The sequence below is a fragment of the Enterococcus columbae DSM 7374 = ATCC 51263 genome, from assembly GCF_000406925.1.
Classification (GTDB): Bacteria; Bacillota; Bacilli; order Lactobacillales; family Enterococcaceae; genus Enterococcus_E; species Enterococcus_E columbae.
Genome location: NZ_KE136347.1, coordinates 830,106 through 855,758, shown reverse-complemented (window position 1 = coordinate 855,758; position 25,653 = coordinate 830,106). Strand labels below are relative to the sequence as shown.

Here is a 25,653-nt window from a genome sequence, read left to right as displayed (position 1 = left end):
GTGAAAGAAATGGCCAATGATCAAATTGTCATTCACGGTGCACGTGCACATAATTTAAAAAATATTGATGTAACTATTCCACGAGATAAACTAGTGGTGGTGACTGGTTTATCTGGTTCAGGAAAGAGCTCACTTGCTTTTGATACCTTATATGCAGAAGGCCAAAGAAGATATGTCGAAAGCCTTAGTGCATATGCGCGTCAATTTTTAGGGCAAATGGATAAACCTGATGTCGATAGTATTGATGGCCTTTCGCCGGCTATTTCTATTGACCAAAAAACAACCAGTAAAAATCCACGTTCGACAGTGGGGACGGTAACGGAGATTAATGATTATCTACGTTTACTTTATGCTAGATGCGGCACGCCTATTTGTCCAAATGATCATGTTGAAATAACTAGTCAATCAGTTGAACAGATGGTTGATCAAGTATTAGCTTTACCTGAAAGAAGTAAAATTCAAATTTTAGCTCCGGTTATTCATCAGAAAAAAGGCCAACACAAAAAAGTATTTGAGCATATTCAAAAGGAAGGGTATGTCCGAGTAAGAGTTGATGGTGAAATCTATGATATTACTGAAGTCCCTGAATTAGAAAAAAATAAAAAGCATGATATTGCTATTGTGATTGACCGAATCGTTGTGAAAGATGGGATTCGTTCACGTTTATTTGATTCATTTGAAGCAGCCTTACGACTTGCTGAAGGTTATGCTGTTGTGGATGTAATTGGGCAAGAAGAGATGCTATTTAGTGAGCATTATGCCTGTCCCTATTGTGGCTTTACTGTTGGTGAATTAGAGCCACGCTTGTTTTCATTTAATGCGCCATTTGGTGCTTGTCCAGAATGTGATGGGTTAGGAATGAAATTAGCGGTCGATGAGGATTTAGTTATTCCTGATCGTTCTTTGACCTTGCGACAAGGAGCAATTGTTCCTTGGAATCCAATTAGCTCGCAGTATTATCCGCAAATGCTCGAACAAGCTTGTCTAAGCTTTGGGATTGATTTTGATACGCCATTTGAAGAGCTACCTAAAGAGCAACAAGCGATTATTTTACATGGTTCTGATGGTGAATTATTCCATTTTCATTATGAAAATGATTTTGGTGGGATCAGAGATGTCGAGGTACCTTTTGAAGGTGTGCTACCGAATATTCATCGACGTTATCATGAAACAAATAGCGATTTTACTAGAGAACAAATGCGCCAATATATGACAGAGTTAACCTGTCAGCATTGTCATGGCTTCCGTTTAAATGAACAGGCTTTAGCGGTCAAGGTTGGCGGAATGCATCTTGGTGAATTGAGTGAATTGTCCATTCAAGACGCACTTAGCTTTTTAACCAACCTTACTTTAAGTGAGCAAGCAACCATCATTGCTCAGCCAATTTTAAAAGAAATCAAGGATCGTTTGACCTTTTTACAAAATGTTGGCTTAGCCTATCTAACCTTAAGTCGAGCGGCGGGTACCTTATCTGGTGGGGAGGCACAACGGATTCGTCTGGCTACTCAAATTGGCTCAAACTTATCTGGAGTCCTTTATATTTTAGATGAGCCGTCGATTGGTCTGCATCAAAGAGACAATGACCGACTCTTAGATTCCCTACGCAAAATGCGCGATCTAGGCAATACCTTGATTGTCGTTGAACACGATGAAGATACGATGCGAGCGGCGGATTATTTAATTGATATTGGTCCAGGTGCAGGTCAGCATGGTGGAGAGGTTGTCGCTTTTGGGACACCAGCAGAAGTCGCCAATAATGAGCATTCACTAACGGGGCAGTATTTATCTGGCAAACGAAAAATTGCCCTACCCAAACAACGAAGAGAAGGAAATGGTCAACTCTTAACCGTGCATAAGGCTAGTGAAAATAATCTAAAAAATATTACCGTTGATTTTCCATTAGGATCATTTATTGCGGTGACTGGTGTATCCGGCTCAGGTAAATCAACTTTAGTCAATGAAATACTAAAAAAAGCATTGGCCCAAAAGCTAAGTCGTGCGCATAGTAAACCAGGTAAGCATCAGAAAATTACTGGTTACGAATCCTTAGAAAAAATCATTGATATCGACCAAAGTCCAATTGGTCGTACACCACGCAGTAATCCAGCGACTTATACAAGTGTTTTTGATGATATTCGTGATTTATTTGCTCAAACAAATGAAGCCAAAGTGCATGGCTATAAAAAAGGGCGTTTTAGTTTTAATGTCAAAGGTGGCCGCTGTGAAGCTTGTAAAGGAGATGGCATCATCAAAATAGAGATGCACTTTTTACCAGATGTTTACGTACCCTGTGAGGTCTGTCATGGCAAACGCTATAATTCAGAAACGCTGGAGGTTCATTATAAAGGTAAAAACATCGCTGAAATCTTAGAGATGACCGTAGAAGATGCCTTAGAATTCTTCAAGCATATTCCAAAAATTAAACGAAAATTACAAACGATTGTTGATGTTGGTCTAGGTTATGTCACACTTGGCCAGCCAGCTACCACGCTTTCTGGTGGAGAAGCCCAACGAATGAAATTAGCTAGCGAATTACATCGTAGCTCAAACGGTAAGACTTTTTATATTTTAGATGAGCCAACAACTGGTTTGCATGCAGAAGATATTGCTAGATTACTTCAAGTATTACAGCGTTTAGTGGATAAAGGCAATACTGTTTTAGTCATTGAGCATAATTTAGATGTCATTAAATGCGCAGATTATTTAATTGATTTAGGTCCAGAAGGTGGTGCTGGTGGGGGAACAATTCTAGCTACTGGTACACCTGAGGAGGTAGCCCAAGTGAAGGAAAGCTATACGGGGCAATATCTTGCTAAAATACTAAAATAAGTATTCAATGAAAAAAATAATTCAATTGTTATATTTTTATAAAAGAATTGGTGAATCAAAGAAAAGTCTCTATGATTGACCTTTTCTTTATGGTATGATGGTCGTTGTAAATGTTTTGAAAATTTTATTTTCAAAAGCAATTGATGAAGAGAGTGTGAAACATGCAAGAAGATAAGTTTGTTCCGATTTTATTAGGAACTGATATGAATGTATATGGGATGGCTAGAGCTTTTAATGAAGCCTACCAAATGAAACCAATTGCTATTGGTAGCCATCAATTGGCACCTACTCGCTTTACGAAAATAGTGGATGTGCGTTTGCATGAAGGATTTGACAAAGATCCGGTATTTTCTGAAAAATTAATTGAATTAGCGAAAACGGAATTTAATCATACAGATAAAAAATATTTATTGATTCCTTGTGGGGATGGCTATGCTGAATTACTTTCACAAAATAAAGAAAAATTAGCGCCTTATTATACTTTTATTGCCAATGACTATGATTTGTTTAAGGTGCTAATTAATAAGGTAACATTTTATGAAACCTGTGAACAATATGGCCTTCCTTATCCTAAGACGTTTATTTTAAATAAAAATCATTTGGAAGATGGTCAATTTAAACAAGAATTACCGTTCGCATTTCCGGTTGCCCTCAAACCGGCCAATAGTGTAGAATGGCTATCAATTGATTTTGAAGGTCGTAAAAAAGCTTTTATCATTGATAATCGCCAGGAATTTGAAACAATTGTTGCCCGCATTTATCAGGCTGGCTATACTAGTGAAATGATTGTTCAAGATTTTATCCCTGGTGATGATAGTAATATGCGCGTGTTAAATGTCTATGTTGACCATAACCATAATGTCCGTATGATGTGTTTAGGCCATCCTTTACTGGAAGATCCAGCACCTGGTTCAGTAGGTAACTATACAGTTATTTTACCGGATGAAAATGAACAGATATATCACGATGTCGCTCAATTTTTAAAACGAATTAATTACGTTGGATTTGCTAACTTTGATATGAAGTACGACCCACGTGATGGTATTTATAAATTATTTGAAATCAATCTTCGTCAAGGAAGAAGTAGCTTCTTTGTTACTCTAAATGGTCTAAATTTAGCGAAATTTATTACCGAAGATTTAATTTTTAATCAACCATTCACTCAAACGGTCTATGGTAAAGCTAAAGGTGAACATGCGAAATTATGGTTAAATGTACCAGTTTCTATTTTTAAAAAATATACAAAAGCATCACCGGCTAAAGATGAGGCGTTGGCCTTATTAAAGCAAGGTAAATATGGTTCAACCTTATTTTATAAGAAGGACCGTTCTATAAGACACCATCTTTTGATGAGATATGTCTATAAAAAATATGAAGAGGATTACCAAAAATATTTCCAAACGAAAGAAGGTCTATAATGCGCAATTTTTTTAGCATTCTAGGTGGTATGGGAACAATGGCAACAGAGAGCTTTGTTCGTTTGTTGAATAAGCGTACACCAACGACTAAGGACCAGGATTATTTGAATTACGTACTTTTCAATCATGCAAGCGTCCCTGATCGGACAGCGTATATTCTCGGGGAATCAAATGAAAGTCCGGTTACTTACTTAGTTGAGGATTTAGCGCAACAAAATCTATTGCAGCCTGCTTTTATCGTTTTAACCTGTAATACCGCCCATTATTTTTTTGATGAATTACAAGCGGCTACGAAGATTCCAATTATGCATATGCCTAAAGAGGCTGTTAATGAAATTAAACGCCAAAATATTCAAGGTACGGTAGCCTTTCTAGGTACTGAAGGTAGTGTAAAAGCTGGCGTTTATGCTGCTGAATTGGAAAAACAAAATGTGGCTTACTATATTCCAGAAGAGGCCATTCAACAAAAAATCAATCATTTAATCTATCATGATGTCAAAGAACGAGATTATATCAATTTAGACTTATTTTTTGAAATCATTGATGATTGTTATCAAAAAGGCTGTAGTGCAGTTATTTTAGGTTGTACGGAACTATCCTTAGTGGCTGAGTACATTACCAAAGAGCATGACTACACCATTATCGATGCCCAGTCGATACTTGTTGATCGAACAATTGAAAAGGCGCTCGAATTACGTAAGCACGCACTTACTGAAAATGAATAAATCGTGAAAAATCGTGGCTTTGCTTCGATTTTTCTTTTTGTCTGCTTAATGCCTAGGCTAAGTCATTAAAACATGCCTATTCTTAGTTTTTACTAAGTGAATAATTTTATGGATTCATAACATAAAAAAAAACAATAAAATATTCGCAATGATACGCCCGGAATGATATAATAAAGCGAATAACAGTTTATTAAGTAGAATGGAGGAGATAAATATGGCTGATCAATTAAGCTTGGTAATTATTACAGGGATGAGTGGTGCAGGAAAAACAGTCGCCATCCAAAGTTTTGAAGATATGGGTTATTTTTGCGTAGATAATATGCCTCCTAGCCTAATCCCTAAATTTTGGGAATTAATCAAGGAATCCGGTAAAGTAACAAAAATTGCGTTAGTGGTAGATTTACGTTCAAGATCATTTTTTGAAGAAATTCAAAGTATGTTAGTTGAGATTGAAAATACGCATTTAATCGATACACAAATTTTGTTTTTAGATGCTTCCGATGTTGAATTGGTTTCACGTTATAAAGAAACAAGACGTGTTCATCCAATGGCGATGGATGGTTTAGTAACAGAAGGAATTCGTAAAGAGCGCGCGATTTTGGAAGATTTAAAGGTGAAGGCAACGCTAGTCATCGATACCACAACGCTTACCCCAAGACAGTTACGTGAAAAAATTAATCAAGAATTCAGAAATAGTCACGATACAGGCTTTAGAGTAGAGATGGTTTCGTTTGGATTTAAATATGGTTTGCCTATCGATGCGGATATTGTTATGGATGTACGTTTCCTACCTAATCCTCATTATGTTCCTGAATTACGCCCGTTAACTGGTTGTGATAAGGAAGTTTATGATTATGTAATGAATTTTGCTGAAACAGAGCAATTTTTCCAATCCTTTAGTCAGTTATTATTACAAATTTTACCAGGCTATGTCAAAGAAGGCAAAAGTAGCTTGACGATTGGTATTGGCTGTACGGGTGGACAACACCGTTCAGTTGCATTGACCGAACGGATTGGTAAATTTATTAAAGAAGCCAATTATCCTGTGAACATTACGCACCGTGATAAAGATAAGCGTAAGGAGACGGTGAATCGTTCATGAAAACTTATCGAATTAGAAAACCCAAAATTGTTGTCATGGGTGGAGGCACTGGATTACCAGTCATTTTAAAGAGTTTACGCAATCAAGGAGTGGACATTACCGCTATTGTAACAGTCGCTGATGATGGAGGTAGTAGTGGTGTGTTGCGGGATTCGGTCAAGCACATGGTACCACCAGGTGATTTACGTAATGTTTTAGTCTCTTTATCTGATATGCCAAAATTATATTCAGATATTTTTCAATATCGTTTTAATAAAGAAGATAAATTTTTAGCCAATCATGCACTAGGAAATCTAATTATTGCAGCGATTGCGGAAATGCGCGGTAGTACTTATGAAGCGATCCGCATCCTAAATAAAATGATGCACGTAGAAGGAAATGTCTATCCTTCATCAGAAGAACCGTTAGTTTTGCATGCGACTTTTGATGACGGTACGCAAGCAGTAGGTGAATCAAAAATTGCTTTAGAACGTAAGACCATTAAAGAAATTAGTGTGCACAGTCATCAAGAAGAACAAGCACCGAAAGCTAGTCGCAATGTTGTGCGCGCAATTTTAGAAGCAGATATGATTGTTTTAGGACCGGGTAGCCTCTATACTAGTATTTTACCTAATTTGTTGATTCCAGAGATAACCCAGGCAATTTTACAAACGAAGGCTGAAATTGTCTATATTTGTAATATCATGACCCAAAAAGGGGAGACCGAGCATTTTACCGATGCGCAACATATTAAAGTTTTACATCGTCATCTTAAGACCAATTTTGTTGACACGATTTTAGTCAATATTGAAAAGGTGCCTGAAGACTATATGGATTATGAAAAATATGATGAGTATCTTGTTCAAGTTACCCATGATTTTAATGGCTTACGTGAACAAGGCTGTCGAGTTGTTTCCAATGACTTTTTGGCCTTACGTGATGGGGGCGTTTTCCATGATGGAGATAAAGTAGTCGATGAATTATTGCGCATTGTTTATGGTCCAAAATCATTAGAAAGGGAGCGATGAAATGTCGTTTGCGGCTGAAGTAAAAAAAGAATTAACTGCTTTAGAAGTTCATCGTGAGCACGCTAAGGCTGAATTAGCAGCCCTAATTCGGATGAATGGTTCATTGAGTATTGCTAATCAACAGTTTGTGTTAAACGTTCAAACTGAAAATGCCGCCATTGCTCGCCGAATTTATAGCCTATTAAAGGATCACTATGACGTTCGCAGTGAATTATTAGTTCGCCGAAAGATGAAGCTGAAGAAAAATAATGTATACATCGTTCGTTTAAAGCATGAAACACAAACCGTACTCAACGATTTAGGGATAATGGATGGGCTAATGTTTGATACCCATGTTTCTGATGAATTGATGGGTAACAGCCAGAAAATGCGTTCATATTTGCGCGGGGCTTTTATGGCTTCAGGTTCGATTAATAATCCTGAAACGAGTCGCTACCATTTAGAAATCTTTTCAATCTATGAAGAGCATAATCAAGATATTTGTAATATGTTAAATTATTTTGATTTAAATGCGCGTACCTTAGAACGTCGCAATGGTTATATTACCTATCTCAAAGGTGCCGAAAAAATTGCTGACTTTTTGGTATTGATTGGTGCGACCAATTCGATGTTAAAATTTGAAGATGTTCGGATTGTTCGCGATATGCGTAACTCAGTCAATCGTTTGGTTAACTGCGAGACGGCTAATTTGAATAAAACGATTGATGCAGCTTCTAAGCAAATCGAAAATATCCAATTTATTAAAGAAAAGGTTGGTATTAAAGCTTTGCCTGAAAAATTACAAGAGATTGCAGAATTACGCTTGCAGCATCCTGAGGTTAGCCTAAAAGAATTAGGGGAAATGGTGCCTTCTGGTGTGATTTCAAAATCAGGAATTAATCACCGAATCCGTAAAATTAATGACTTTGCTGAAAAATTACGCAAAGAAGCCTAAACCAGACTACAAGGATGTGAAGTAGCTTGCTTAGACACGAGCGGATAAGTTTTCCAGAATGGCAGGAAAGTTCAAAATAGTGTGAAGACTTTCCTACCATTCTGGCTTATCCGCCGAAGTGTCTAGCTACTGAACACAGATTACAAGGATGTGCATCGACTTGAAGCTGAGCCAAATGTCCAATATAAAAACTGAATAATAAAAACATCCGAATGTTCAACAATAATTTTATAAAAAAAATTAAGTTGAACATTCGGATTTTCATCTTTTGTTGAAAATATTAAGGAATAATTTTTAAATTTTCTATTTGACGACTTTTGGGTCAGTCCCGATCAAAATTATTCATTGATGTATTGGGTTAATTCATCTTCTGTGATGTTTTCATCGAAAATGTGATTTCCTAAGATAATCGTTGGCACAAAGACAATATTGGCTTGATTGGCTTCGTTAACAATTGCTTCTTTTACAGCAGCATGGCTCGTATTGCGTTTTAAATGTAACACTTCTTCAGCATAAGTAGCCACTTCTTCAAGGGATAGGTTGCCCCATTCATCTTGATGCTGATAAATCGTTTCGATGCTTTGTAAAATGGTTGCTTCATTAGTTGTATCCACATATTGATGCATCACATTGCCACGTTGTAAGCTTGGTTTTTCTTTGTCAAATAGCTTAATCACTCGACGTAATTTACCTTCAGCGACGGCACGATTTAACGTCTCTTTTGAATCGAAGAACCATTTTTTACAATAAGGGCAACGTAAATTCATAAATTCAAGACTGACTTTATTTGCAGTCTGCTTACCAATTGTTAGTCCAGTATTTTCATTGGTATGTTCTGGTTTAATTACTGAAATATCCATTTTTATCACCTCAATTGTTAGTTTAGCTGATTTGAGTTAGATTGCAAAATCATTTGTTTGGCAAATTAGCATTTATTCGCTATGATTAGAGTTGATAATTAAAAAAAGTTGACTTCTCCTAAAAAAATAAGTAAAAAGCCTTACCTATTTCCTTTATTTTATTTATAATGAAGTATTGGACAGTCAATTTTTTTGACGCAAATCCCCCATGTCAAAAATTTGAACAATCACTGAGGTGCAATAGATTAATGAAGAAAAAAACAATGGATGGAAATACAGCTGCGGCCTATATTTCCTATGCCTTTTCAGAAGTGGCGGCGATTTATCCGATTACGCCTAGTTCACCAATGGCTGAGTTAGTTGATCAATGGTCGGCTACTGGTCGCAAGAATTTATTTGGTGAACGCGTAAAAGTTATTGAGATGCAATCCGAGGCTGGTGCTGCGGGTGCAGTGCATGGTTCCTTAAAAACGGGGGCCTTGACTACCACTTACACTGCTTCTCAGGGCTTATTATTGATGATTCCTAATATGTATAAAATTGCCGGTGAGCTTTTGCCGACGGTGTTTCATGTTGCCAGTCGAGCAGTGACTACCAATGCGTTAAATATTTTTGGTGATCAAACAGACGTAATGGCGACACGTCAAACCGGCTTTGTGATGTTGGCTGAAAGCAGTGTCCAGGAAGTAATGGATTTAGCTGCAGTTGCTCACTTAACTAGTTTAAAAGCTAGCTTACCGATTTTAAACTTTTTTGATGGTTTTAGAACGAGTCATGAATTACAAAAAATTGAAGTCATTGATTATGCTGATTTAGAAAAGTTGATTCCTTGGACGGAACTGAATGCTTTTCGTAAACGTGCAATGAATCCGAACCATCCAACGGTAAGTGGGATGAATCAAAATCCAGATATTCATTTCCAACAAAGAGAAACGATTAATACATATTATGATCAAGTACCCGCTATAATCCAGCATTATATGCAGGAAATTAATGAAATTCGTGGAACCAATTATGATTTGGTTAATTATTATGGTGCGCCTGATGCAACGGAAGTCATCGTCGTGATGGGCTCGGCAGCACAAGCGATTGAACAAACTGTTGACTATCTCAATGCTCAAGGGCGTAAAGTTGGTTTTATCAATATTCATTTGTACCGACCATTTCCAAATGAAGTATTCTTAGAGAAGTTGCCACAGACGGTTCAATCGATTGCGGTTTTAGATCGCACAAAAGAACCCGGTGCTGGTGGTGAACCATTATTTTTAGATGTACAGTCAGCTTTATATGATGCTGAAATTCGCCCTAGTGTCATTGGTGGACGTTATGGTTTAGGTTCAAAAGATGTGACACCTGCGCAAATGTTAGCTGTCTTTAATGAATTACAAAAGCCGAGAAAAGAACAAAAACGACGCTTTACAATCGGTATTACTGATGATGTTACGCATTTATCTTTAGAGCTAGGTGAGGTTTTAGATTTAACTCAACCTGGTACTTTCCAAGCAAAATTCTGGGGCTTTGGTTCAGACGGAACAGTAGGCGCGAATAAATCCTCGATTAAAATTATTGGAGACAATACTGATAAGTTTGTTCAAGGATATTTTTACTATGATTCGAAAAAATCAGGTGGCTTAACCGTTTCGCATTTACGGTTTGGGGATGAACCCATTCGTTCAACCTATTTGGTAGAAAACGCTGATTTTATTGCTTGTCACACACCGGCCTACGTTCATAAATATGAATTAGTGCAAGGGTTGAAAAAAGGTGGAACCTTTTTATTAAATACCACCTGGAATGATGAGCAAATTCAACGCTTCTTACCAAAACATTTGAAAAAATATCTTGCAGAAAATGACATTCAATTTTACACGATTAATGCAGTTGGTCTAGCCCAAGAAATTGGCTTGCGCAATCGGATCAACACCATTATGCAAACGGCCTTCTTTAAATTAACAGATGTGATGCCGTTTGAAGAAGCTTTGTCCTTATTAAAAGAACAGGTACGCAAAGCTTATGGCCATAAATCAGAAAAAATTGTCCAGTTAAATCAGCAAGCGATGGATCAAACCTTAGCATATTTACGTAAGGTGGAGGTCCCTAAAGAATGGGCCGATTTAGATCCAACACAAAAACGGTTGAGTCGAGCTTCAAAATTTGTAGAAGAAATTGTTGAACCAGTGAATGCACAAAAAGGAGATCAAATTCCAGTTAGTGCTTTTGTTAATAACAATATGGTTGCTGGTGAGATGCCTTTAGGAACCACCGCTGTTGAAAAACGTGGAATAGCTCTAGAGGTTCCAGAGTGGATTAGTGATCGTTGTACCATGTGTAATGAATGTGCTTTTGTTTGTCCGCATGCGGCGATTCGCCCATTCTTAGCTGATGAAGAAGAAATGCAAGAAGCACCAGAAGGTTATATTGTTCGCGATATGCGTGGCGCGGATGGTTTGAAATATCGAATTCAAGTATCCGTTGAAGATTGTACGGGTTGTGGTTTATGTGTTGAGGCTTGCCCAGCAAAAGGTAAGGCGCTCAAAATGCGTCCTTATGAGGAAATGAAAGAAGAAGCCATTAATTGGGCCTTTTCAATGACCTTAAAACAAAAAGAAAATCCAACGCGTCCAGGTAGCATCATGCACAGCCAATTCAATAAACCTTTATTAGAATTTTCTGGTGCGTGTTCTGGATGTGGTGAAACACCATATGTGAAGCTACTGACGCAAATGTTTGGGGATCGGATGATGATCGCTAATGCGACTGGTTGTTCGTCCATTTGGGGAGCTGCAGCACCGGTTACGCCATATACTACAAATGATGAAGGGCAAGGTCCGGCCTGGTCCAATTCATTATTAGAAGATAACGCTGAATTTGGTTATGGGATGATGATTGCTAACCAAACTCGCCGTGAAGCCTTGGCGAATAAAATGAATGAAGTCTTGCCAAGCGTTTCTGCTGAATTACAGGCATTGATTAAAGACTGGCAAGCCCATTTAAGTGTTAGCGAAGGAACCCAACAAAGAGCGAAAAAATTAAAGGCGGCCATGCAAGCTGAGGTCGCGCAAGTACCTGCCTTGGCAGAGATTCTTAAAGAAGATGATTTGTTTGTGAAGCCAAGTCAATGGATGATTGGTGGCGATGGTTGGGCTTATGACATCGGCTTTGGAGGCATTGACCATGTAATTGCTACCGGTGCAGATGTAAATATGTTGATCTTAGATAATGAAGTTTATTCTAATACAGGTGGTCAAATCTCGAAAGCAACACCTGCTTCAGCCATTGTTAAATTTGCTGCGAGTGGCAAGAATGCTGCGAAAAAAGATTTAGGGATGATGGCGATGACTTACGGAAATGTCTATGTTGCCCAAATTGCGTCTGGTGCCAATGCAATTCAAACGATGAAGGCCTTTGAAGAAGCCGAGAAATTTCCTGGACCGTCAGTGATCATTGCCTACACCCCATGTATCGTACACGGCTTAGCCGGTGGGATGCGTCAATCGATTCAAGAAGCGAAAGACGCAGTCAGCTCAGGTTATTGGTCATTATATCGCTATAATCCAGCATTAAAAGCGCAAGGGAAAACCCCAATGACTTTGGATTATAAGAAACCTGATTTTGCAACGATGCCTGATTTTATGCGTACGCAAGTCCGTTTTGCTTCGTTAGAACGTGAACATCCTGAATATGCCAATGAATTATTTGAAAAAACGGTCAATGATGCCAAACGACGCTTTTACAATTATGCAAGAATGGCTGGTTTAGAGGAAAAAATTCGTCAAAAATTAGAACCAAGCACAGAAGCCAAATCAAATGAAAGTAATTCAGCCGAAGAAGCAAAACCTAGAAAAACACGAGAAAGAGTCGTTGATCCGGAAAGAGAAGCTCGTCGCTTAGCACGTCGCGCACAACGACAAGCTAAACGAATGGAAAAGGAAAAAGAATAATTGACAAAATAAGGCGGAGTAATCTGCCTTATTTTGTTGTTTTATGCAAAAAATTTTTTAAAAATGCTTAATATACTGCAAGAAATAAAGGGAGTATGCTATACTAAAATGGTAGTATTGATTGAAAGAAGGTTGTTTTATGTTTTTTCAAAACGGTAATTTTTTCCAATTAGATTATTGGAAGCAACTTTTTTCTGAAAATATCTTATCGTATGGATTTTTGATAAACATTTTAGATATTATAGTTGTTTGGTTTTTATTATATAAATTATTGCAATTAGTCAAAGGCACAAAGGCGATTCAGCTGTTAAAGGGTGTCTTGGTTTTTATATTGATTCGCTTTGTTGCTGAGTTTTTGGGGTTACACACGCTTTCGTGGTTGATGGATCAAGTCATCACTTATGGAGCGATTGCAGCAGTTGTTATTTTTCAGCCGGAAATCCGAAGAGGTTTGGAGCATTTAGGACGTACGAAATTTTTTACGCCACAAAATGTTCAAGAGCGTGAAGAAAAGCAAATGATCCAGTCTTTAGATAAGGCAGTTCAATATATGTCAAAACGTAAAATCGGTGCTTTAATCACCATTGAACGTAATACAGGCTTGGAAGAATATATCGAAACGGGGATTCCTTTAGATGCAGACATTTCAGGTGAACTGCTCACCAATATCTTTATTCCCAATACCCCTTTACACGATGGAGCGGTCATTATTCGTGAGGGTAAAGTAGCAGTTGCTTGTGCGTATTTACCTTTATCAGATAGCGTCTTGATTCCTAAAGAATATGGGACACGTCATCGAGCTGCTGTGGGGGTATCTGAAGTAAGTGATGCTGTGACCATTGTTGTCTCTGAAGAAACTGGTGGAGTGAGTATTACCTTAAATAATCAATTAATTACTGATTTAAGTAAAGAAGAATATTTAGAAATCTTATCTAGTGAATTATCCTATGATAACCAAATGAAGAAAAAAAGGAATTTGTTTAGTCTCTTTTCAAAAGATGATTCCAAAAAACGTCGGAAAGGAGCGAAGTAAATGAATTTTATCCAAAAAGGTAAGTTGATAACAGCTTTCTTTGCTTTTTTGCTTACGATTGTTTTATTCTATAATGCTAATAACCCAACTATTCAGAATAATTTACAAAAGTCAAATTATTCCTATTCCGAGACGATTAAATCGGTACCAATCGTATTTGATTATGATGATGAAAAATATTATATTCAAGGCTATGAACCAACTGTTAGCGTTAAATTAACCAGTGTGAACCGGGTGCAGCTCTTGGCTGAAAGCAATGAAGATACGCGTACCTTCCGTGTGGTTGCACATTTAAAAAAATTAAAACCTGGAACGCATGAAGTTAGTTTGGAAGTTGAGAATTTGAAAAGTGGTGTAAAAGCTAAATTGACACCAAAGAAAATGTTGCTTACAATTGAGAATAAGCAATCTAAAACTTTCAACGTTGAAGCAGCAGTTGCCGAGAATAGCCTCAAATCAGGTGTTGAAATTGAGAGTGTAACGACGACACCTGAGCGAATAGTGGTAACTACCGGTGAAGAAACGATGAAAGAAATTAGTGCGGTGCGAGCAATTGTTACAAGCACTACTCCAATTGAAGAAAATATGACTAAATCGGTTAAATTATTTGCGATTAACAAAAAAGGTGAACAGCTTGATGTAACCTTTTCGCAGCCTAAAGTTGAGGTCCATGTTAAATTGAAGCCCCAAACCAAGCTTGTACCAGTTAAAATTAAACAAACTGGTACTATACCAGATACAGTAAGTAGTTATAGCTTTAGTGTGGAGCCTGCACAGGTAAGTCTTACTGGTTACCCAAATGAATTGGCTAAGCTAAATGAAATTGAGTTATCAGTAGATATCACAGGGATTGCAGAAAAGGTTTCAAAGGTATATAATATACCAATCGCTAGTCGTTATGAAACTGATCAAAAAAATGTGACGGTAACTATCACACCGACATTAAAAGCATCAACAACTCAGTCAAATCAAGCGACAACAACGATTACACCATCTAAGCAAAATAATAATAATCAGGTGGCAGAGAATAGTTCATCAACAAGTGAGAGTTCTTCAAAGAGCGAGGAGAAAACAGAAACAACTGAATCAACAGTAGAATCTACTCCATCAAAAGAAGAAGTCAATACAGATAAAGCAAAAAGTTAATGAGTTAAGGGAGAATTAAATCATGGGAAAATATTTTGGTACAGACGGTGTGAGAGGAACGGCAAATATTGAATTAACACCGGAGTTAGCCTTTAAATTAGGTCGCTGTGGAGGGTATGTCCTAAGTCAACATGAAGAAGGCAAACGTCGACCTCGAGTCTTAGTTGGACGGGATACGCGTATCTCTGGTCAACTATTAGAAAGTGCCTTAATTGCTGGTTTACTGTCTGTGGGGATTGAAGTATTTCAGCTAGGTGTTATAACTACACCAGGCGTAGCTTATCTAACACGTATTCAACAAGCCAGTGCTGGTGTAATGATTTCAGCTTCACATAATCCAGCCGAAGATAATGGAATTAAATTTTTTGGTAATGATGGTTTTAAATTGGAAGATGCCCAAGAATTAGAAATTGAAGCATTATTGGATGCAAAAGAGGATACCTTGCCTCGCCCATCAGCAGAAGGCTTAGGTACAGTTGAAGAGTTTCCAGAAGGGCTAATCAAATATGCAGCTTTCTTAACTGAAACAATTCCAAATGATTTATCGGGAATGACGGTTTGTTTAGATGCTGCTAATGGTGCGGCTGCTCCAATTGTGAACCGTCTATTTGCTGATTTAGAAACTGATTTTTATACTATGGGAACTTCACCAGATGGCTTAAACATTAATGCAGGGGTTGGTTCAACGCATCCTGAAAAACTTGCAGCATTTGTAGTTGAAAAACAAGCAGATGTTGGTTTGGCCTTTGATGGTGATGGAGACCGTGTGATTGCAGTGGATGAGTTAGGAAATATTGTTGATGGCGATAAAATTATGTATATTTGTGCAAAATATTTAGCTGAAAAACGTCGTCTAAAACAAAATACGGTTGTAACCACTGTTATGAGCAATCTAGGTTTTAGAAAGGCAATCGAAGCAATTGGTTTAAGTGATGTAATCACACAAGTGGGTGACCGTTACGTAGTTGAAGAAATGAAGAAAAATGGTTACAATTTTGGTGGAGAACAATCTGGTCATATGATTTTCTTGGATTTCAATACGACTGGTGATGGGATGCTTTCAGGAATTCAATTACTCCACATTATGAAAGAAACAGGTAAAAAATTATCTGAACTTGCTAGTGAAGTTGCCATCTATCCACAAAAACTGGTTAATTTACGAGTAGTGGATAAAAACTTGGCGATGACTCATCCGGATGTATTGGCAGTTATTGCGGAAGTTGAGCATGAAATGGGTGATACAGGTCGCGTCTTGGTTCGTCCTTCTGGAACTGAGCCACTATTACGCATCATGGCAGAAGCCCCAACTGATGAATTAGTCAATAATTATGTAGATAAGATTGCTCAAGTTGTCAAACAAAAAGTAGGCTTACTAAGTGAATAAAGATTAAATGATGAACAGACTCAAAAGTGCCGTTTAATTGGCATCTCTGAGTCTGTTTTATTTTAAGGTTGTAAAGTAGCTTGATTAGACACGAGCGGATAAGTTTCCAGAATATTAGAAAAGTTCGAAAAGGGTGTTAAAACTTTCCTAATATTCTGGCTTATACGCCGAAGTGTCTAGCTACTGAACACAGATTATAAGGATGTAAAGTGAATTGAACAGCCCCGAGAAAATTTGAGTGATACTCTCCACTATGAAAATCAGAAAGAATAGAAAGATTACCATAGTGGAGAGGCAAATTTGGGTGGAGAACTAAGTAACTTGCTGCTAATTGAGAATACAATGACAAGGATAGCTTTTTGTGAAAAAATACATATAGCTGATTTTGCTAAATATTCATTCTTCGATCATCAAAACAAATAAAAAAATCACAAAAAAACAAATAATCTAATTGAAAATGCTAATTACATCTGTAAAACAAAGCATTCTGATTGAAGAGTGATACAACAAAAATAACACGAAATATGTGAAATGACTTGAATTGTAGCGAGACTAGGTGTAAGATGGAAAGCGAATACAATAATAGTTGATATAAAATGAGGTGTTATGTAATGAAGCGTGAAGTATTATTTCCTAAATTGAGCACGAAAACTGATCAAGGCGTAATTACGGAATGGTTAAAACCTGTGGGCAGTAAGGTAGCAATAGGTGAAATTCTCTACGAAGTCGAAACAGAAAAAGCAGTTCATGAGGTTGAAGCTTTATTTGCTGGACAGGTAGTAGACGTTAAAGTATCAATAGGTGATGAAGTGTTTGTTGATGATGTTTTAGCGGTGATGGAAGTGGAGGGATAAAGCATGGAAAAAAGAGTCAAGCCTAAAATTCGCTTTAACCAAAAAGCTGTTGGTCAAATGAATGGCCTGCTACATGATTTAAAGCTAAATACCGTATGTGCAGAGGCGACCTGTCCAAATTTAGGTGAATGCTTTAGTAGTGGTACGGCTACCTTTATGATTTTAGGCAAGCATTGTTCTAGGAATTGCCGTTTTTGTGATGTCAGTTTTGGTCATATGGAGGCAGTTGACACGTTAGAACCAGAACATTTAGCCTTAGCGACCAAACAAATGGGGTTGAAGCATGTGGTTATTACTAGCGTTGCTCGTGATGATTTAGCTGATGGTGGGGCAAGCCAATTTGTTAAATGTATCGAGGCCGTTCGTAAATATAATCCAGCTACAACCGTCGAAGTGCTAATTCCTGATTTTCAAGGGGATAAGGCTAGCTTAGATATAGTGATTGCTGCTAAGCCAGAAATCATTAATCATAATATTGAAACCGTAGCTCGTATTTCACCTAAAATTCGCCATCGAGCTACTTATCAACGTTCCTTAGAAGTCCTAGCTTATATTAAAGAGCAAGCACCTGATATTTTTACTAAGACGGGTATCATGCTGGGCTTAGGTGAGACACAAGCAGAGGTAGAACAAGCGATGGATGATTGCTTGGCTAGTAAAGTTGATTTCTTTACCATTGGCCAATATTTACAACCCTCACCAAAACACTATCCCTTACAAGAGTATGTTTCTATGCATCAATTCGGTGTTTATCGTCGGCTTGGTATGCAAAAAGGCTTTAAATTTGTTGCTAGCTCGCCACAGGTTAGAAGCTCATATAAAGCGCATGAAGCTTTGGCAGCTGGAGGCGGTGCGAAGTGATATTTATTGACGCAAATTATCAACAGGCGGCGCAATATTTTGCCTTGGAGGAATATCTTTGTATGAATAAACGCTTTAGCGATGGGGTATTTATGCTTTGGCAAACGCGACCAACTGTCATGCTAGGGAATTTTCAAAATAGCTTTAGTGAGATAATATTGTCGCAAATAAAGGCTGATCAGATTGATTTGGTTCGACGGAATACGGGCGGTGGCACGATTTACACTGATGAAGGAAGTCTACAATATAGTTTTATCGTAAAATCTGCCAGTGAAATGATTGACTTTAAAACATACATGGATAAGATTATTGTTGCTTTGCATGCACTAGGAGTGGATGTAGACTATAATAGCCGTAATGACTTGGCACTTGCTGGTAAAAAAATTTCTGGCAATGCGCAATGTAATAAAGGCGAGTATACCATTCATCATGGATCCTTACTTTACAACATGGATTTTACTAAAATGACTAAATATCTCAATCCACCAAAGTATAAAATAGCATCTAAAGGCATCAAATCCGTTCGTGATCGCACGGGCAATATTCAAGCGTTTTTAAGCGAGCAATGGCCAATAGCCCTTTTTAGACAAAAGCTTTTAGCTGAAATATTAAGTGATGCTTATCAATTGTATGCATTAACCTCTGCTGATCAGCTAGCTATTGAGCAGCTTGCACAAGACAAATTTAGAAGCTGGGAGTGGACTTTTGGGAAAAATCCACCATTTTCAATGATCAAAGCGCAAAAATTCCCAGCTGGTTATCTAGAGATAGCTTTAAATATTCAAAAAGGCAGAATTCAAAATTGTGCGTTTCGTGGAGATTTTTTTAGTTATGGGGAATTAGATCAATTGGAGCAGGCTTTGGTTAATCAACCCTTTACTTATGAGGCCGTTGAAAGGGTACTAGCCAAACAAAAAGCGAGTCAACTTTTTTACCAGATTAGTAATGAAGAAATATTAGCCTGCTTATTTGCCTGATCAAAAAAAGACGTAAGGGGCGTTTATCCTTACGTCTTTTGGTTCTATGATATTTAGTGTTATTCAACGGTTACTGATTTAGCCAAGTTACGAGGTTTATCTACATCGTAACCACGTTGAATGGTTGCGTTATAAGCTAATAATTGAGTAGGCACAACAGAAACTAAGCTAGATAATAATGGATGCACTGTTGGTAAAACGATTTGGTCAGTTGGTTTTGCTAATTTTTCAGTAACGATGACCAAAGTTTTAGCCCCACGACTTTCAACCTCTTTGATATTTCCGCGTGTGTGTGAGCCAGTTACTTCTTCAGTAATAATCGCCATCACTGGAGTACCTTCTTCAATCAATGCGATTGTCCCGTGTTTTAATTCACCAGCAGCGAAACCTTCTGCTTGGACATAAGAGATTTCTTTTAGCTTCAAGGCAGCTTCCATGGAAACATAGTAGTCATTTGAACGACCAATGTAAAAGGCATTACGAGTCGTTGCTAAGAATTCATCGGCTAAATCTTTGATATGTTGTTTGTCATTGATTAAGCTATCCATTGCACTGGCAACGATAGATAATTCATGGAAGACATCAAATTCTTTAGCTGCTTGAATTTGTTTATATTCACCCACTGCTTTAGCTAAAATAGACATTACGGCGATTTGACCAGTATACGCCTTGGTAGAAGCTACGGCAATCTCAGGTCCGGCATATAGTAATAAAGTATGCTTCGCTTCACGAGAAAGCGTTGAACCCGCAACGTTAGTAATCGTTAACGCTGGATGACCTAATTTATTGGTGGTCACTAATACTTGGCGGCTATCAGCAGTTTCGCCACTTTGGCTTAAGTAGATGAAGAATGGTTTGGCTGATAACAAAGGCATATCATAAGCAAATTCACTAGATAAATGCACTTCAACTGGAATGTTTGTTAATTTTTCAATTAATGTTTTAGCACTCCAACCGGCATTGTTACTAGTTCCGCAAGCAACGATATAAATTCGGTCACTTTGAGCAAATTCAGCAACTAATGCTGGATCGATGTTTACTTGATGGTTGTCACCTTGATATTCTTGAACTAATCGGCGCATGACAGTTGGTTGTTCGTCGATTTCTTTTAACATATAAAATGGATAAGTTCCTTTTTCGATATCAGTAAGATCGACTTGGGTTTTGAAACTGTCACGAGTAACCACTTGACCGTCTTGTTTTTCAATTACAACACTATCTGCAGTAACAGTGACCATTTCACCGTCTTCGATTTCAACGAAGGTATCTGTTTGATCTAATACAGCTAATGCATCAGAACAAATCACATTAAAGCCATCTCCAAGACCAATTAATAATGGACTTTTGTTTTTAGCAACATAGATTGTTTGTAAATCAGTTAAATCAATTAAACCAAATGCATAAGAACCTTTGATGATACTTAGGGCTTTACGAAAAGCCTCTTTAGTAGAAAGATTTTCTTTCACTTTTAATTCTTCTACTAAGTGTACCGCGATTTCTGTATCTGTTTGGCCTAAGAAGGTGTGTTCACTTAAGTAATTTTGTTGGATTTCTTCAAAGTTTTCAATTACCCCGTTATGCACTAAGACTAATTGACCACTTTGAGAAGTATGTGGATGGGCATTTTCTTCAGTTGGTTCACCGTGAGTCGCCCAACGTGTATGACCGATACCGATATTGCCAGTCACTTCGGCAGTTACTTTATCTTCTAGATTTTTAATGCGACCAGGTGATTTAACCAAATGATGATGGGATTCATCAGCGACAAATAAGCCAGCTGAATCATAACCACGATATTCTAAGCGATGCAATCCATTTAAAATGACCCGTTCTGCTTGATTTTTTCCAACGATTCCGACGATTCCACACATAAAAATTAACCTACCTTTATTTTTTTATTATTCTATCTAAATTGGTATAGATGTCTTTTGTTTTGTTTAGCTTTTAACAAAAGCTAATGCAATCATAATCTAAGCGTTAAAATATGTCAATAAAAAACTCAAAAAAATAATTGGTCTAGATAATTGGTCTAGGCAGGCTGTATTCTTTTCCTGTTTTCTGTTAGAATAGAGTTGTCATGGTAATTTTGTGGAAAGTGTAAGGGATGAAAGGAGTGAATAATGAATGAACGAGACACAGACGTTATCATTAGGTGAATTGAAAAAGTGCTTGGCCAAATTACAAGAGCGCTATCAATTAGATGATCAAACGCCTATCTTTTTAGATACAGGCTGGGATAGTTTACAAGAAATTAGCAACGCAGATTTATCAGTCGAACAGATTCAGCACTATCAAATTACCGATATCATTAGCCAAGAAGTATTTCAAGGCTATCAGCTCGCTAAAGAGGATGACACGATAAAGCAACAAGCAATTATTATTAGACAAAATGTCTAGTGAAATTTGGAGGGAAAAAGATGAATCAAAGAAGATGGATTGCTGTTATCATAGCGCTTGGTCTATGCGTAGTCAGCTTATTTAGTCTAGGTTTACAAGCCAATCAAACGAACGATGAGGAGTTAAATCTAGAAAGTTTACTAAATGATCATGCATTGAAAGAAACAATTGTAGAAAAAGGGGATAGTACCAAGCGAATCGCGCAAATTACGGTAGATGGTACCATCCTTAATAGCGATACATCAAGCTTACTTTCACAAGATGGCTATAATCACCAACAGACCTTAGAGATGATTCAAAAAATTAGTCAAGATGATACGGTCAAGGCTGTATTTTTAAAGGTGAATTCTCCTGGTGGGGGCACTTATGAAAGTAGCGAACTAGCTCGGGCCTTAACTAATCTAAAAAAAGAAGCCAAATTACCAATTTATGTCTCTATGCAAAACATGGCGGCTAGTGGTGGATATTATATTTCTGCAAATGCGGATAAAATTTTTGCTAGTGAAGAAACCACAACTGGCTCGATTGGGGTGATTATGTCAAGCCTTAATTATGCTGATCTTTTAGCAAAATTAGGCATTAAAGATCAAACGGTTAAAAGTGGGGCGCTAAAGGATATAGGCTCTAGTACCCGTGAACAAACTGAACAAGAACAAAAGGTCTTACAAGAATATATAAATCGAATGTATGAACGTTTTGTCGATGTAGTCGCAAAAGGTCGCCATATGGATAAGTCAAAAGTTAAACAGCTTGCCGATGGTCGAATTTATGATGGCTCACAAGCAAAGGAGCTTGGTTTAGTCGATGAAATTGGTTATAGCGATGAAGCATTAGCTGCCTTACGTGAGGATTATGATTTAGTGGATGCAGAAGTCTTTACTTATTCTGCTGCCAACAATAATCCATTCAGTAAATTCTTTAGCTCAGTCACAAGTAATCTTAGCACAAAAAGTGAAAGCCAAGCTGCGCTAGCAAAATCTGTTCTTGAAGCAATCGGCACGCCTAAAGCACCAAAGGCAATGTATTATTATGGAGGTTGATTCAATGATGCAAAATCCAAATGAACAACAACCAACGAATCAACCAGCAACTTCCTTACCCAAATTTCTTGCTCAAAAACAGCAGCAAAATACCTTTCATCAGTATCCACAAGAATATTTTGCTGGTTTTTGGATGCGCATGTGGGCTTATCTAGTTGACTTGATAGCGGTTGGTTGTTTAAAAACTATCATTATCGGTTGGTTTAGCTGGTTTACGACTATTTTTGATCAACCAGTAATTGATAAAATAAGTTATCTAATCATTTATTTGGCCTATTTTATCTTAATGACTAAATGGAATCATGGTCAAACGATTGGTAAAATGATTTTTGGCTTAAAAGTTGTCTGTTTTTCTGAAGACCAATTAAGCTGGGCGACTGTCCTTACTAGGGAAGGTGCCTGTCGATTTATGCTACAAGCCTTTATTCTTTGCTACTTTGGTTACTTACCAGCTGCTTTTTCAAAACGAAAAAGTCATATTGGTGATTTTTTTAGTAATACTGGGGTCGTAACACTGAATTATTTAAAACTGACTAGTGAAAAAACTGCACAACCAAAGGAAGAATTTGTCCATGGATAACCAATTGCCATTTCCTTTTGAACACCAGGAACTCTTAACGAAAATTGAAGTAGCCAAACAAAAAGGTGACTATTTGCAAGCCCTCGCTTTGGCAGAAGCTTTTTATCAAGAATATCCGTCATTAGCCAATCACTATCGATTAGTCGAAATTTATCTAGCACAACACGACGAAAAGACTGCTTGGCAATTACTCCAGGAAGAACAAGAAGCCTATTGTCAGAGTCCAGCTTTTTATCGGCAATTTGTTGATCTTGCGCTAAAGCAACACGCATTCTTGTTAGTTCGAGAAATTGCCTATCAAAAGTTCTTAACTAAAGAAGAACAAGAAGAGATTTTAGCATTACTTGCGACAGCGGAGCATTATTATGCAACCTTTTTTCAAAAGCAATTACAGGAGAAAAAACAAAGCTGGCAGGTTTGCTTGATGGATAGTACCCCGATTTTTACTGAGCAATGGCAAGCACTTTGTCATCAAATCACTAGCCAAACGTTGCTTGAAATCATGAAAGATACCTTGCCAATTGCCAAGAATCAATGGCTGATTGCACGCTGTATGGAATTGTGCTATCGTCTGCATTTTGAACTAACGCTATCCTTACCCAGCTGTTTTGGCGGGGTTGAAACAATTCATACGAAAGCATTAACCTTACCGAATGATCAGCCTTATTGGCAAAAGGTAGGTGCCTATTTAACAACTGCGTTAGCGAATAATCAAGTTGGTCACTATGAACTACTGTTACAAGAAATTCAAATCCAAATGGCGTTATCCTATCCTTTCACGCCACCGTTAGCACCAGAAAAATATGCGCGCCTACTTATCCAAGCGTATGAAATAGGTGATTTCCAAAGCGAAAAAGAGGCGATTAGCGAAAAAGAGAAGCAAATATTTCAACAAATACAACTATCCTTTGCCCAATTTCAATTTTAGTGAATGGGCGATAGCAAAAATCAACTAAAAAAAACCAAAAATATTACTTAAAAACACAGGCTAGCGCCATTTTACTAGACTAAAGTTATTTACAATTTTTCTAGCTTAGTGTAAGATAAGTGAGTATGCATGAATTTAATTCATCAATTATGAAATATTAAATCGGAGGGAAATATATGACTGCAACATGGGAAAAAACAGGCACAAATGAAGGCGTGCTTAAGTTTTCAATTCCTCAAGAAGAAATTCAACAAGGATTAACAATTGCTTTTAATAAAGTAAAAGGAAAAATTAACGTTCCAGGATTCCGTAAAGGTAAAGTAACTCGCCAAGTATTCAACCGTATGTTTGGTGAAGAAGCATTATATGAAGATGCTTTAAATGCAGTATTACCAAAAGCTTATGATCAAGCAGTAAGCGAAGCAGGCATCGAGCCAGTTGCACAACCAAAAATCGATGTTGAAAGCATGGAAAAAGGTCAAGACTGGACAATTAAAGCAGAAGTAACTGTAAAACCTGAAGTAAAATTAGGGGATTACAAAAACTTAACCGTTGCTAAACAAGACCGTGAAGTAACAGATGCTGATGTTGAAGAACGTTTGAACCAAAAACGTAACCAACTAGCTGAATTAGTAGTGGTTGAAGAAGCTGCTAAAGAAGGCGACACAGTAGTAATCGACTTTGAAGGTTTCAAAGAAGGTGTTGCTTTTGACGGCGGAAAAGGTGAAAACTACGCATTAGAATTAGGTTCAGGTTCATTCATTCCTGGTTTTGAAGACCAATTAGTTGGTGCAAAAGCTGGCGATGAAGTAGAAGTAAACGTAACTTTCCCTGAAGAATACCAAGCACAAGACTTAGCTGGTCAACCTGCTGTCTTCAAAGTAAAAGTACATGAAGTAAAAGTTAAAGAATTACCTGAATTAGACGATGAATTTGCTAAAGATGCAGACGAAGAAGTTGAAACTTTAGACGAATTAAAAGCAAAAATCCGTGAAGAATTAACTTCATCAAAATTAGCTGCGGCTGAAGAAGCTGTTCACGATGCTGCTTTACGTCAAGCAGTTGAAAATGCTGAAATCGTTGAATTACCACATGTAATGGTTCACGATGAAGTACACCGTGCAATGGATGAATTCCTAAACAACATGCAACGTCAAGGTATTTCACCAGAAATGTACTACCAATTAACAAACACAACAGAAGCTGACTTACACAAACAATTCGAACAAGATGCTGAATTACGTGTGAAAACAAACTTAGTCATTGAAGCAGTTGTGAAAGCTGAAGGATTAGAAGCAACAGAAGCTGAATTAGAAAAAGAAGTTGCTGACTTAGCAGAAACTTACAACATGCCTGTTGAACAAGTAAAACGTTTATTAACAACTGACATGTTAGCTCACGATATTACAATGAAAAAAGCCATCGATTTAATTACAACTTCTGCTGTTGAAGCTTAATTTATCGAATGAAATAATGATGAAGGCGAGAATGCTGGATATTTTCCGGTTTTTTCGCCTTCTTTCAATGTAGGCTGACAAATTAGTCGAAGAATCTTAATTTTTAACGTAATTCAGGCAGAAGTTGCCCATCCTCTATAGGTGGGTGATGAACGCCATTCGGTATGAGGGTTACTGTTG

General features: G+C 37.4%; 20 protein-coding genes. 18 read left to right on the top strand and 2 right to left on the bottom strand.

Annotated features, from left to right (window positions below):
* The first annotated feature begins 9 nt into the window (after nt 1-9).
* The 6 genes from uvrA to whiA all read left to right on the top strand — a co-directional run bounded on the left by uvrA (nt 10) and on the right by whiA (nt 8,015).
* Nucleotides 10-2,829, top strand: coding sequence for an excinuclease ABC subunit UvrA (gene uvrA / locus RK02_RS04030; protein ID WP_016182979.1), 2,820 nt, complete (start codon nt 10-12; stop codon nt 2,827-2,829).
* 161 nt (nt 2,830-2,990) lie between these two features.
* Nucleotides 2,991-4,247, top strand: a complete 1,257-nt coding sequence (locus tag RK02_RS04025) for a carboxylate--amine ligase (RefSeq protein WP_016182978.1) — start codon at nt 2,991-2,993, stop codon at nt 4,245-4,247.
* Nucleotides 4,247-4,972: an amino acid racemase gene (locus RK02_RS04020; protein ID WP_016182977.1), complete on the top strand. Its 726-nt coding sequence runs from the start codon at nt 4,247-4,249 to the stop codon at nt 4,970-4,972. Before RK02_RS04025 ends, RK02_RS04020 begins: the two co-directional genes overlap by 1 nt.
* Before the next feature lie 214 nt (nt 4,973-5,186).
* Nucleotides 5,187-6,074, top strand: a complete 888-nt coding sequence (gene rapZ, locus RK02_RS04015) for an RNase adapter RapZ (protein ID WP_016182976.1) — start codon at nt 5,187-5,189, stop codon at nt 6,072-6,074.
* The gene (locus RK02_RS04010) at nt 6,071-7,081 is read left to right on the top strand and encodes a gluconeogenesis factor YvcK family protein (RefSeq protein WP_016182975.1); all 1,011 of its coding nucleotides are present in this window, start codon (nt 6,071-6,073) and stop codon (nt 7,079-7,081) included. The genes rapZ and RK02_RS04010 overlap by 4 nt, the downstream gene beginning before the upstream one ends.
* A gap of 1 nt (nt 7,082) precedes the next feature.
* Nucleotides 7,083-8,015: a DNA-binding protein WhiA gene (whiA, locus tag RK02_RS04005; protein ID WP_016182974.1), complete on the top strand. Its 933-nt coding sequence runs from the start codon at nt 7,083-7,085 to the stop codon at nt 8,013-8,015.
* Nucleotides 8,016-8,353: 338 nt separating this feature from the next.
* Here whiA and RK02_RS04000 read toward each other — a convergent pair whose 3' ends face one another.
* Nucleotides 8,354-8,875, bottom strand: coding sequence for a DsbA family protein (locus RK02_RS04000; protein ID WP_016182973.1), 522 nt, complete (start codon nt 8,873-8,875; stop codon nt 8,354-8,356).
* Nucleotides 8,876-9,123: 248 nt separating this feature from the next.
* On the opposite strand from RK02_RS04000, the gene nifJ reads away from it, so the two are divergent.
* The 7 genes from nifJ (at nt 9,124) to lplA (ending at nt 19,071) form a co-directional block, all read left to right on the top strand.
* Complete coding sequence (gene nifJ / locus RK02_RS03995; RefSeq protein WP_016182972.1) at nt 9,124-12,816, top strand: pyruvate:ferredoxin (flavodoxin) oxidoreductase; 3,693 nt, start codon at nt 9,124-9,126, stop codon at nt 12,814-12,816.
* Between the two features lie 139 nt (nt 12,817-12,955).
* Entirely contained in the window at nt 12,956-13,849 is an 894-nt protein-coding gene (gene cdaA, locus RK02_RS03990) for a diadenylate cyclase CdaA (RefSeq protein ID WP_016182971.1), read from the top strand.
* Nucleotides 13,850-14,995 (top strand): CdaR family protein, encoded by a 1,146-nt coding sequence (locus RK02_RS03985; RefSeq protein ID WP_016182970.1) that lies wholly within the window; start codon nt 13,850-13,852, stop codon nt 14,993-14,995.
* 22 nt (nt 14,996-15,017) lie between these two features.
* Nucleotides 15,018-16,379, top strand: coding sequence for a phosphoglucosamine mutase (gene glmM / locus RK02_RS03980; protein WP_016182969.1), 1,362 nt, complete (start codon nt 15,018-15,020; stop codon nt 16,377-16,379).
* Nucleotides 16,380-16,990: 611 nt separating this feature from the next.
* On the top strand, nt 16,991-17,233 hold the full coding sequence (locus RK02_RS12235; RefSeq protein ID WP_016182968.1) for a biotin/lipoyl-containing protein: 243 nt from the start codon (nt 16,991-16,993) through the stop codon (nt 17,231-17,233).
* A gap of 3 nt (nt 17,234-17,236) precedes the next feature.
* Nucleotides 17,237-18,094: a lipoyl synthase gene (gene lipA, locus RK02_RS03970; protein ID WP_016182967.1), complete on the top strand. Its 858-nt coding sequence runs from the start codon at nt 17,237-17,239 to the stop codon at nt 18,092-18,094.
* On the top strand, nt 18,091-19,071 hold the full coding sequence (lplA, locus tag RK02_RS03965) for a lipoate--protein ligase (RefSeq protein WP_016182966.1): 981 nt from the start codon (nt 18,091-18,093) through the stop codon (nt 19,069-19,071). The genes lipA and lplA overlap by 4 nt, the downstream gene beginning before the upstream one ends.
* A 59-nt stretch (nt 19,072-19,130) precedes the next feature.
* Here the strand turns inward: lplA and glmS are convergent, their stop codons facing one another.
* Nucleotides 19,131-20,942, bottom strand: a complete 1,812-nt coding sequence (gene glmS, locus RK02_RS03960) for a glutamine--fructose-6-phosphate transaminase (isomerizing) (RefSeq protein WP_016182965.1) — start codon at nt 20,940-20,942, stop codon at nt 19,131-19,133.
* Nucleotides 20,943-21,195: 253 nt separating this feature from the next.
* Here glmS and RK02_RS03955 point away from each other — a divergent pair, with 253 nt between their 5' ends.
* From RK02_RS03955 to tig, 5 genes are all read left to right on the top strand, one after another.
* Nucleotides 21,196-21,468 (top strand): hypothetical protein, encoded by a 273-nt coding sequence (locus RK02_RS03955; protein WP_016182964.1) that lies wholly within the window; start codon nt 21,196-21,198, stop codon nt 21,466-21,468.
* Between the two features lie 20 nt (nt 21,469-21,488).
* Complete coding sequence (gene sppA / locus RK02_RS03950) at nt 21,489-22,508, top strand: signal peptide peptidase SppA (RefSeq protein ID WP_016182963.1); 1,020 nt, start codon at nt 21,489-21,491, stop codon at nt 22,506-22,508.
* 4 nt (nt 22,509-22,512) lie between these two features.
* On the top strand, nt 22,513-23,088 hold the full coding sequence (locus RK02_RS03945) for an RDD family protein (protein ID WP_016182962.1): 576 nt from the start codon (nt 22,513-22,515) through the stop codon (nt 23,086-23,088).
* Nucleotides 23,081-24,016 (top strand): hypothetical protein, encoded by a 936-nt coding sequence (locus RK02_RS03940; RefSeq protein ID WP_016182961.1) that lies wholly within the window; start codon nt 23,081-23,083, stop codon nt 24,014-24,016. The genes RK02_RS03945 and RK02_RS03940 overlap by 8 nt, the downstream gene beginning before the upstream one ends.
* Before the next feature lie 176 nt (nt 24,017-24,192).
* Nucleotides 24,193-25,473 carry a trigger factor gene (gene tig / locus RK02_RS03935; RefSeq protein ID WP_016182960.1) on the top strand — a complete coding sequence of 427 codons (1,281 nt, stop codon included), beginning with the start codon at nt 24,193-24,195 and terminating at the stop codon, nt 25,471-25,473.
* The last annotated feature ends 180 nt before the right edge of the window (nt 25,474-25,653 follow it).

Coding starts and splice junctions, on each gene's coding strand:
- uvrA (WP_016182979.1), top strand. CDS start 10: ATGGCCAATGATCAAATTGTCATTCACGGTGCACGTGCACATAATTTA.
- RK02_RS04025 (WP_016182978.1), top strand. CDS start 2,991: ATGCAAGAAGATAAGTTTGTTCCGATTTTATTAGGAACTGATATGAAT.
- RK02_RS04020 (WP_016182977.1), top strand. CDS start 4,247: ATGCGCAATTTTTTTAGCATTCTAGGTGGTATGGGAACAATGGCAACA.
- rapZ (WP_016182976.1), top strand. CDS start 5,187: ATGGCTGATCAATTAAGCTTGGTAATTATTACAGGGATGAGTGGTGCA.
- RK02_RS04010 (WP_016182975.1), top strand. CDS start 6,071: ATGAAAACTTATCGAATTAGAAAACCCAAAATTGTTGTCATGGGTGGA.
- whiA (WP_016182974.1), top strand. CDS start 7,083: ATGTCGTTTGCGGCTGAAGTAAAAAAAGAATTAACTGCTTTAGAAGTT.
- RK02_RS04000 (WP_016182973.1), bottom strand. CDS start 8,875: ATGGATATTTCAGTAATTAAACCAGAACATACCAATGAAAATACTGGA.
- nifJ (WP_016182972.1), top strand. CDS start 9,124: ATGAAGAAAAAAACAATGGATGGAAATACAGCTGCGGCCTATATTTCC.
- cdaA (WP_016182971.1), top strand. CDS start 12,956: ATGTTTTTTCAAAACGGTAATTTTTTCCAATTAGATTATTGGAAGCAA.
- RK02_RS03985 (WP_016182970.1), top strand. CDS start 13,850: ATGAATTTTATCCAAAAAGGTAAGTTGATAACAGCTTTCTTTGCTTTT.
- glmM (WP_016182969.1), top strand. CDS start 15,018: ATGGGAAAATATTTTGGTACAGACGGTGTGAGAGGAACGGCAAATATT.
- RK02_RS12235 (WP_016182968.1), top strand. CDS start 16,991: ATGAAGCGTGAAGTATTATTTCCTAAATTGAGCACGAAAACTGATCAA.
- lipA (WP_016182967.1), top strand. CDS start 17,237: ATGGAAAAAAGAGTCAAGCCTAAAATTCGCTTTAACCAAAAAGCTGTT.
- glmS (WP_016182965.1), bottom strand. CDS start 20,942: ATGTGTGGAATCGTCGGAATCGTTGGAAAAAATCAAGCAGAACGGGTC.
- RK02_RS03955 (WP_016182964.1), top strand. CDS start 21,196: ATGAACGAGACACAGACGTTATCATTAGGTGAATTGAAAAAGTGCTTG.
- sppA (WP_016182963.1), top strand. CDS start 21,489: ATGAATCAAAGAAGATGGATTGCTGTTATCATAGCGCTTGGTCTATGC.
- RK02_RS03945 (WP_016182962.1), top strand. CDS start 22,513: ATGATGCAAAATCCAAATGAACAACAACCAACGAATCAACCAGCAACT.
- RK02_RS03940 (WP_016182961.1), top strand. CDS start 23,081: ATGGATAACCAATTGCCATTTCCTTTTGAACACCAGGAACTCTTAACG.
- tig (WP_016182960.1), top strand. CDS start 24,193: ATGACTGCAACATGGGAAAAAACAGGCACAAATGAAGGCGTGCTTAAG.